We start from the raw sequence: 8,965 nt of genomic DNA on the forward strand, positions 1-8,965 counted from the left end.
CGGATCAGGCCTTTCGGGCCCGCGTGGTCTTCTTCGCCGCGGCCGTCTTCTTGGCGGCCGTGCCGTCGACGGACTTCGTGGCCGTCTTCCTCGCCGTCGTCCCGGCGGCGACCGTCTTCTTCGCGGCCGTCTTGCGCGGGGCCTTCACGGGAGCGGCGTCGCTGATCCGGTCGGCGCCGAGGATCTCGCGCAGGAACTTGCCGGTGTGGCTGGCCGGAACGCCGGCGACCTCCTCTGGTGTGCCCTCCGCGATCACGAGACCGCCGCCGCTGCCGCCCTCGGGGCCCATGTCGACGACCCAGTCCGCGGTCTTGATGACGTCGAGGTTGTGCTCGATGACGATGACCGTGTTGCCCTTGTCCACCAGACCGGACAGCACCGTGATGAGCTTGCTGATGTCCTCGAAGTGCAGACCGGTGGTCGGCTCGTCGAGCACGTAGACCGTGCGGCCGGTGGAGCGCTTCTGGAGCTCGCTGGCGAGCTTGACGCGCTGCGCCTCACCGCCGGACAGCGTCGGCGCGGACTGGCCGAGCCTGACGTAGCCGAGGCCGACGTCGTTGAGCGTCCTGAGGTGGCGGGCGATCGCCGGCACCGCCTCGAAGAAGCCGAGCGCCTCCTCGATGGGCATGTCCAGGACCTCGGAGATGGACTTGCCCTTGTAGTGGACCTCCAGGGTCTCCCGGTTGTAGCGCGCCCCGTGGCAGACCTCGCAGGGGACGTACACGTCCGGCAGGAAGTTCATCTCGATCTTGATGGTGCCGTCGCCGGAGCAGTTCTCGCAGCGGCCGCCCTTGACGTTGAAGGAGAAGCGGCCGGGCAGATAGCCCCGCACCTTCGCCTCGGTGGTCTCGGCGAACAGCTTGCGGACGTGGTCGAAGACCCCGGTGTACGTCGCCGGGTTGGAGCGGGGCGTACGGCCGATGGGCGACTGGTCGACGTGCACGACCTTGTCGACGAGGTCGTCGCCGTCCACGCGCGTGTGGCGCCCCGGCACGTTCCGCGCGCCGTTCAGCTCGCGGGCCAGGTGCGTGTACAGGATGTCGTTGACCAGGGTCGACTTGCCGGAACCCGACACACCGGTGACGGCGGTCAGGACACCCAGCGGGAAGGACACGTCGATGTCCCGGAGGTTGTTCTCGCGGGCGCCGTGCACGGTGAGGCTGCGGGCGGGGTCGGCGGGACGGCGGACGTCCGGGGTAGGGATCTGCCGCTTGCGCGAGAGGTACTGCCCGGTCATCGACTCGGTGTTGCCGAGGAGTTCCTTCAGGGGACCGCTGTGCACGACCTTGCCGCCGTGCTCGCCCGCGCCGGGACCGATGTCGACGACCCAGTCGGCGACCTTGATGGTGTCCTCGTCGTGCTCGACGACGATGAGCGTGTTGCCCATGTCGCGGAGGCGGACGAGGGTCTCGATCAGCCGGTGGTTGTCGCGCTGGTGCAGGCCGATGGAGGGCTCGTCGAGGACGTACAGGACGCCGACGAGTCCGGAACCGATCTGGGTGGCCAGACGGATGCGCTGTGCCTCGCCGCCGGAGAGGGTGCCGGCCGCGCGGTTCAGCGAGAGATAGTCGAGGCCCACGTCGACCAGGAAGCGCAGCCGTTCGTTGACCTCCTTCAGGACGCGCTCGGCGATCTTCTTGTCGCGGGCGTTGAGCTTCAGCTCCCCCAGGAAGTCCGCGCAGTCGCTGATCGACATGGCGGCGACCTCGGCGATGGACTTCTCCATGACCGTGACCGCGAGGACCAGCGGCTTCAGACGCGTGCCCTGACAGGTGGGGCAGGGCACCTCGCGCATGTAGCCCTCGAAGCGCTCACGGCTCGCGTCGCTCTCGGACTCGCTGTGGCGCCGCTTGACGAAGGGGACGGCCCCTTCGAAGGGCGTGGTGTACACGCGCTCGCGGCCGTACCGGTTGCGGTAGCGGACCTCGATCTGCGTCTTGTGGCCGTAGAGCAGGGCCTTCCTGGCCCGCTGCGGCAGCCCGGCGAAGGGGATGTCGGTCCGGAAGCCCAGCGCGTCCGCGAGGGCGCCGATCAGTCGGCCGAAGTAGTCCTTGGTGTGTCCGTGCGACCAGGCGTGGATGGCGCCCTCGTCGAGGGACTTGTCCTCGTCCGGGACGATCAGCTCGGGGTCGACCTCCATCCGCGTGCCGATTCCGGTGCACTCGGGGCAGGCGCCGAACGGCGAGTTGAAGGAGAAGGAGCGGGGCTCCAGCTCCTCGAAGGACAGGTCGTCGTAGGGGCAGTACAGGTGCTCCGAGTACATGCGCTCGCGCTCGGGGTCGTCCTCGGGGAGGTCGACGAAGTCGAGCACGACCATGCCGCCGGACAGACCGAGCGCGGTCTCCACCGAGTCGGTGAGACGGCGCTTGGCGGAGTCCTTCACCGTGAGGCGGTCGATGACCACCTCGATGGTGTGCTTCTCCTGCTTCTTCAGGGCGGGCGGCTCGCTCAGCTGGATCGTCTCGCCGTCGACCCGGGCCCGGCTGTACCCCTTGGTCTGGAGGTCCGCGAAGAGGTCGACGAACTCCCCCTTGCGCTCGCGCACCAGCGGCGACAGGACCTGGAAGCGGCTCCCCTCCGGGAGCTCCAGCACCTTGTCGACGATGGCCTGCGGAGACTGGCGCGAGATGGGGCGGCTGCACTCGGGACAGTGCGGCTTGCCGATGCGCGCGAAGAGCAGGCGCAGGTAGTCGTAGACCTCGGTGATGGTGCCGACCGTCGAACGCGGGTTGCGCGAGGTCGACTTCTGGTCGATGGAGACGGCCGGGGAGAGACCCTCGATGAAGTCCACGTCCGGCTTGTCCATCTGGCCGAGGAACTGCCGGGCGTACGAGGACAGGGACTCCACGTAGCGCCGCTGGCCCTCGGCGAAGATCGTGTCGAAGGCGAGGGAGGACTTGCCCGACCCCGACAGGCCCGTGAAGACGATGAGCGAGTCGCGCGGGAGGTCGAGCGAGACATTCTTCAGGTTGTGCTCGCGCGCTCCACGGACGATGAGACGGTCGGCCACGCCGGTCCGTACCTTTCTTGAGAGAAGTGACAGGGGCCGCGGGCCCCCGTCATCCCAGACTAGGGCGAGCCACTGACAGCGCCGGTTGCTTTCGCTGGTTCACAACAATCCCGGGCCATCCAGCATGCCCGACGCCACCGACGAGCGTATAGCACGCGCATTCGATTTACGGGGGTGGTCGACCAGCTTCACCCGAACGTGTGGCGGGGCTAGGGTCGACCTCATGATGGATCATGTGCGCGACCTGGCGTCTGTACGTGACGCGACGGAACGACTGCTCACCGCGGTCGCCAAACTGGACAACGCCGCGGTGGCCGAGCCGTCACGGCTGCCCGGCTGGAGCCGCGGACACGTGCTCGCCCACCTGTCCCGCAACGCGGACGCCCTGGTGAACGTCCTGGAGGGGCGTCCCATGTACGCGTCCGCGAGCACCCGGGACGCCGACATCGAAAGGGACGCGCCGCGTCCCCTGGAAGCACAGCTGACGGACCTGCGGGAGAGCGCGGCCCGCTTCGACGGGACGGGAGCCGATCCCGCGGACTGGTCCCGCACGGTGGCGCTGCGCAACGGGGTCACCGACTCCGCGGCCCGGGTGCCGTTCCGGCGCTGGGTCGAGGTCGACCTGCACCACGTGGACCTGGGCATCGGGTACGAGCTGGAGGACCTGCCGGAGGAGTTCGTGACCCGGGAGATCGACTTCCTCGCGGAGCGGTTCGGAGGCCACGCGGACGTGCCCTCCACGGCGCTGGACACCGGCGACGGCCGGGTGTGGACCACGGGCGGCGGCGCCGGGGGCGGACCGGTCGCCGTCCAGGGCCCGGCGGCCGACCTGCTCGGCTGGCTCTGCGGCCGCCGCGACGGCACCGGTCTGGCGGTTCGCGGCGGCCCGCTCCCGGCGCTTCCTCCGCTATAGGCTGCCGTCATGACGTACAGCGGAGCGGTGACGGTCGGCGGCCCGGCCGACGTGCACGAGCTGCCGGACCTGATGATCTCCAAGGTCGCGGTCGGCCCCATGGACAACAACGCGTATCTGCTGCGCTGCCGGGCCACCGACGAGCAGCTCCTGATCGACGCGGCGAACGACGCCTCGACACTGCTCACCCTGATCGGTGACGACGGCATCGCGTCCGTCGTGACCACGCACCGGCACGGCGACCACTGGCAGGCGCTCGCCGAGGTCGTGGCCGCCACGGGCGCGCGCACCTACGCGGGCGCGGACGACGCCGACGGCATCCCGGTGCCGACCGACGTCCCCCTGCGGGACGGCGACACGGTCAAGGTGGGCAACGTGGAACTCACCGCGCGCCACCTGGTCGGGCACACACCGGGCTCGATCGCCCTCGTCTACGACGACCCGCACGGTCACCCGCACGTGTTCACGGGCGACTGCCTCTTCCCCGGCGGCGTGGGCAACACGTTCAAGGACCCGGAGGCATTCGCCCGGCTCATCCACGACGTCGAGACGAGGATCTTCGACGTACTGCCGGACGAGACCTGGGTGTACCCCGGCCACGGCAACGACACAACGCTGGGCGCCGAGCGCCCGCACCTGCCGGAGTGGAGAGCCCGGGGCTGGTGACCCGCCGGCACAGGAGCGGGGCCGTCCCGGGCGGGACGGCCCCGCCCTGCCGCCGGAGCACCGTGACCGCACCCCGGCCGGAATCCCGCGCTCAGGTGTCCGCCCGGCCCGTTCCCGCGAGCACCGCCACCCGCTCCACCGCGAACGCGTACCCCTGCACGCCGCAGCCCGCGATGACCCCGTCGGCCCGCAGCGAGACATACGAGTGGTGCCGGAACTCCTCACGCTGGTGGATGTTGGAGATATGGACTTCCACCACCGGAAGCCCGTCACAGGTGTTGAGCGCATCCAGGATGGCGACGGAGGTGTGCGAGTACGCGGCCGGGTTGATCACGATCCCCGCGTGGTTCAGGCGGGCCTCCTGGATCCAGTCCACCAGCTCGCCCTCGTGGTTGGACTGCCGGAAGTCCACGGTGCCTCCGTGCGCGGCCGCCGCCTTGGCACACAGCGCCTCGACGTCCGCCAGCGTGTCGGAGCCGTAGATCTCCGGCTGCCGCTGCCCGAGGAGGTTCAGGTTGGGGCCGTTGAGAATCATGATCGGGGCGTCGGTGAGGGTGCGGGGCACGTTTCCTCCGGTCCTTGGGATCCGCCGGCCCGTCAGGGGCCGCTGCTCGGACCCGGTTTATCACGGTGCGCCGGAGGGAGGACGGCTCGTAGGCTCCCACCATGACCACGCCCGCGTACCCTCCCAAGCCCGTGCCCGGCGACCGGATAGCCGTGATCTCGCCGTCCAGCGGGCTGCCCGGCCTCCTGCCGCTCCCGTACGAACTGGGCCTGGAGCGGCTGCGGAAGGAGTTCGGTCTGGAGCCGGTCGAGTACCCGGCGACCCGGAAGATGGGATCCACCCCGCGGGAACGGGCCGACGACATCCACGCGGCGTTCGCCGATCCGACGGTCAGGGGGGTCATCGCGTCCATCGGCGGCGACGACCAGATCACCGTGCTGCCGCTGCTGGACCGTGAGTTGATCCGGGCGGACCCGAAGCCGTTCTTCGGATTCAGCGACAACACGAACCTCCTCGTCCACCTGTGGAACGCCGGGATCGTCGGCTACCACGGCGCGACGGTGATGTGCGAGCTCGGCCGGCCGGGTGCCATGGCCCCGCTGACCGCGGAGTCGCTGCGGGCCGCCCTGTTCACGTCCGGGCCCTACGAGCTGCGTCCTGCCGACCGCTTCCGGGAGGTCGACGTGCCCTGGGAGGCACCGGAGAGCTTCCTCGCCGAGCCGCCGACCGAGCCGGGCTCGGGCTGGACCTGGATCCGCCCTGACCGGGTGGTCGAGGGCCGTTCCTGGGGCGGCAACATCGAGATCCTGTCGTGGCTGCTGATGGCCGACCGCGAGATCGCCCGTGATCCTTCCGTGTACGACGGTCATGTGCTGTTCCTCGAGACCTCGGAGGACATGCCCGGGGCCGACGACGTCTTCCGGATCCTGCGCAGCATGGGCGAGCGGGGTCTGCTGCGGCGCTTCCCGGCACTCCTCATGGGCCGCCCGAAGGCGTGGTCGTTCCAGCGGCCCCTCGAACCGGAGGCCAGGGCCCGTTACGCCCACGACCAGCGCGAAGCGGTCCTCCGCGCCATCGGCACGTACGCCCCGGACATGATGGTCGTCCTCGACGTGGACCTCGGTCACACCGATCCGCAGCTCGTCATCCCCTACGGAGGGACCGTCCGGGTCGACGGCCCGGCCCGGCGCATCACCGTCACCTACTGACGCACGCCGCACTCACGCGCACCCCCGTAACCGATGGTCACTGTGGGTAGTTGATCCGGCATGCACGACGTACGCACCGTAAGGGCGCCTTCCATGCTGCGGCTCGCTGTCGCCTCGCTCACCGGAACGGCCATCGAGTTCTACGACTTCTTCGTCTACGGGACCGCGGCGGCGCTGGTTCTCGGACCACTGTTCTTCCCGACGTTCTCGCCGCTGGCGGGGACCCTGGCGGCCTTCGGGACGTTCGGCGTCGGGTTCGTCGCCCGTCCGCTGGGCTCAGTGCTGTTCGGGCACCTCGGGGACCGGCGCGGGCGGCGGCCGGTGCTGCTGGCCTCGCTGCTGCTGACAGGCGCGGCGACCGTCGCCGTCGGCTGTGTTCCCACCTACGACCGCATCGGTGTTGCGGCCCCGCTGCTGCTGGTGGCGCTGCGTTTCCTGCAGGGGCTCGGACTCGGCGGCGAGTGGGGCGGGGCGGTGCTCCTGACGGCCGAGCACGCGCCTGCCGGGCGGCGCGGGCTGTGGTCGAGTTTCCCGCAGATCGGCCCGTCTCTCGGGTTCGTGCTGGCCAACGGCGTGATGCTGGCGCTGTCGTCGACGCTGTCCGACGCGCAGTTCGCGCAGTGGGGCTGGCGGGTGCCGTTCTGGGCGGCGGGGGTGCTCGCGGCGGCCGGGCTGTGGCTGCGCCGCTCCGTCGAGGAGACCCCGCGGTTCCTCGAGATGGACGACCGCGCGCGGGTACCGCTCGCCGAGGTGGCGCGCGATCACTGGCGTCTCGTCCTGCTGACGGCCGGCGGACTCGCCGTCGGATACGCCGTCTTCTACGCGGTGACGACCTGGGCGCTCGCCTACGGTGTGGGCCGGCTCGGCGTGAGCCGCACGGTCATGCTGGTCTGCATCATGGCCGCGGTGGTGGTGAAGGGGGCTCTGACACCCCTGGTGGCCCTGCTGGGGGACCGCTACGGACGGCGGCCGCTGTGCATGGCGGGCTGCGTGGGCGCCGCGCTGTGGATGTTCCCGATGATCGGACTGCTGTCGACCGGTGAACCGCTGCTGATGTTCCTCGGCTTCCTGGTGGCCCTGATCGCCTTCGTCACCATGTTCGCGGTGATCGCCGCCTATCTGCCGGAACTGTACGAGCCGAGGGTGCGCTGCACGGGCGCGGCCGTCGGCTACAACCTGGGCGGGGTCCTCGGAGGCGCGCTCACCCCGGTCGTGGCGACGGCGGTGGCGAGCGGGGAAGGCGTGCCGTGGGGTGTGGCCGCCTATCTGACGGGGATCGCGCTGCTGAGCCTCGGATGCTTCGCGCTGCTGCCGGAGACCCGGCCGGTGCCCGCCCTGAAGGCCGTCCCCGTCGCGAAGTGAGTACCGGTCAGGGGTTGACGGCCAGTTCCAGATAGGCGGCGAACACGACCAGGTGAACGCCTCCCTGGAGCGGGGTGGCCCGCCCGGGAACGACCGTCAGGGAGCTCACGACCACGGTCAGCGCGAGCAGCACCATCTCGGTGGCGTCGAGACCGAGAACGAGTGGTCCGGAGAGCCAGATCGAGGCCAGGGCGACGGCGGGGATGGTCAGTCCGATGCTGGCCATCGCGGAGCCGAGGGCCAGGTTCAGACTGGTCTGCACCCGGTTCCGGCGGGCGGAGCGCAGCGCGGCGATGGTCTCCGGGAGGAGCACGAGCAGCGCGATGATCACACCGACCACGGAGTGCGGCATGCCGGCCGCCTCGACCCCGGACTCGATGGTGGGCGACACCCCCTTGGCGAGGCCGACCACGCCGACCAGGGCCAGACCGAGGAGCCCCAGGCTGAACCCGGCCTCGCGGGCGGACGGCGCGACGGCGTGGTCGTCCACGTCGATGACTTCACCCTGCTGGGTGATCGGCAGGAAATAGTCGCGGTGGCGGACGGTCTGGGTCGCCACGAACAGGCCGTACAGCACCAGGGAGGCGACCGCGGCGAAGGTGAGCTGCGCGGGGGAGAACTCCGGTCCCGGCTTGCTCGTGGTGAAGGTCGGGAAGACGAGGCTGAGTGTGGCGAGCGTCGCGACGGTCGCCAGGGCTGCCCCGGTTCCCTCGGCGTTGAACACGGCGAACCCGTGGCGCAGTGACGCGGTGAGCAGACACAGGCCGACGATCCCGTTGCAGGTGATCATCACTGCCGCGAACACCGTGTCGCGGGCCAGTGTCGAACTCTTGGCGCCTCCGTCTGCCATCAGGGTGACGATGAGGGCGACTTCGATGATCGTGACGGCGACGGCGAGGACGAGGGATCCGAAGGGTTCCCCCACCCGGTGGGCGACGACCTCGGCGTGGTGCACCGCGGAGAGCACGGAACCCGCGAGGACCAGTGTCACCAGTGCGACGACCGCGCCCGGCAGGTCGCGCCCCCAGGTGAGGGTCAGCAGCACCACCGCGATCACGGGCACCACCACGGTCCACTGTGTCGCGAGCGACCTGAGCCGAACGATCATGCCGCGATCGTTGCAGTCGAAGGCGTGCCCCGCACTCCGGGGGCACCGGGTGCGTTTCCTCGCGGCGCCCGGGCCCGCGAGAGCGCCGGGGGGGGGGGGGGGGGCCCGGGCGCCCCCCCCCCCCCCCCGGGGGGGGGCGCGGCGGTGGGGCCCGCCCGGGGGGGCCCGGAACCGGAGAAACACGCCCCCGGAC

7 protein-coding genes are annotated in these 8,965 nt (G+C 70.6%); 4 read left to right on the forward strand and 3 right to left on the reverse strand.

Going from position 1 to position 8,965, the window contains the following annotated elements; translation table 11 throughout:
* Positions 1-4 precede the first annotated feature (4 nt).
* Complete coding sequence (gene uvrA / locus ACFW6B_RS14585; RefSeq protein ID WP_386595708.1) at positions 5-3,010, reverse strand: excinuclease ABC subunit UvrA; 3,006 nt, start codon at positions 3,008-3,010, stop codon at positions 5-7.
* Positions 3,011-3,233: 223 nt separating this feature from the next.
* On the opposite strand from uvrA, the gene ACFW6B_RS14590 reads away from it, so the two are divergent.
* Both ACFW6B_RS14590 and ACFW6B_RS14595 read left to right on the forward strand, forming a co-directional pair.
* Complete coding sequence (locus ACFW6B_RS14590) at positions 3,234-3,923, forward strand: maleylpyruvate isomerase family mycothiol-dependent enzyme (protein WP_386595710.1); 690 nt, start codon at positions 3,234-3,236, stop codon at positions 3,921-3,923.
* A 9-nt stretch (positions 3,924-3,932) separates the two neighbouring features.
* Positions 3,933-4,589 carry an MBL fold metallo-hydrolase gene (locus tag ACFW6B_RS14595; protein WP_386595712.1) on the forward strand — a complete coding sequence of 219 codons (657 nt, stop codon included), beginning with the start codon at positions 3,933-3,935 and terminating at the stop codon, positions 4,587-4,589.
* A 91-nt stretch (positions 4,590-4,680) separates the two neighbouring features.
* On the opposite strand, the gene aroQ is transcribed toward ACFW6B_RS14595, so the two are convergent.
* Entirely contained in the window at positions 4,681-5,154 is a 474-nt protein-coding gene (aroQ, locus tag ACFW6B_RS14600; protein ID WP_386595714.1) for a type II 3-dehydroquinate dehydratase, read from the reverse strand.
* 101 nt (positions 5,155-5,255) lie between these two features.
* Between aroQ and ACFW6B_RS14605 the strand changes: the two genes are divergently transcribed.
* Complete coding sequence (locus ACFW6B_RS14605; RefSeq protein ID WP_386595716.1) at positions 5,256-6,302, forward strand: S66 peptidase family protein; 1,047 nt, start codon at positions 5,256-5,258, stop codon at positions 6,300-6,302.
* Between the two features lie 93 nt (positions 6,303-6,395).
* Positions 6,396-7,664, forward strand: a complete 1,269-nt coding sequence (locus tag ACFW6B_RS14610; protein ID WP_386595719.1) for an MFS transporter — start codon at positions 6,396-6,398, stop codon at positions 7,662-7,664.
* Positions 7,665-7,671: 7 nt separating this feature from the next.
* Here ACFW6B_RS14610 and ACFW6B_RS14615 read toward each other — a convergent pair whose 3' ends face one another.
* Entirely contained in the window at positions 7,672-8,772 is a 1,101-nt protein-coding gene (locus ACFW6B_RS14615; protein WP_386595721.1) for a calcium:proton antiporter, read from the reverse strand.
* Positions 8,773-8,965: the final 193 nt, after the last annotated feature.

Origin of the sequence: Streptomyces sp. NPDC058751 (assembly GCF_042746485.1) — a bacterium.
Lineage (GTDB): Bacteria > Actinomycetota > Actinomycetes > Streptomycetales > Streptomycetaceae > Streptomyces.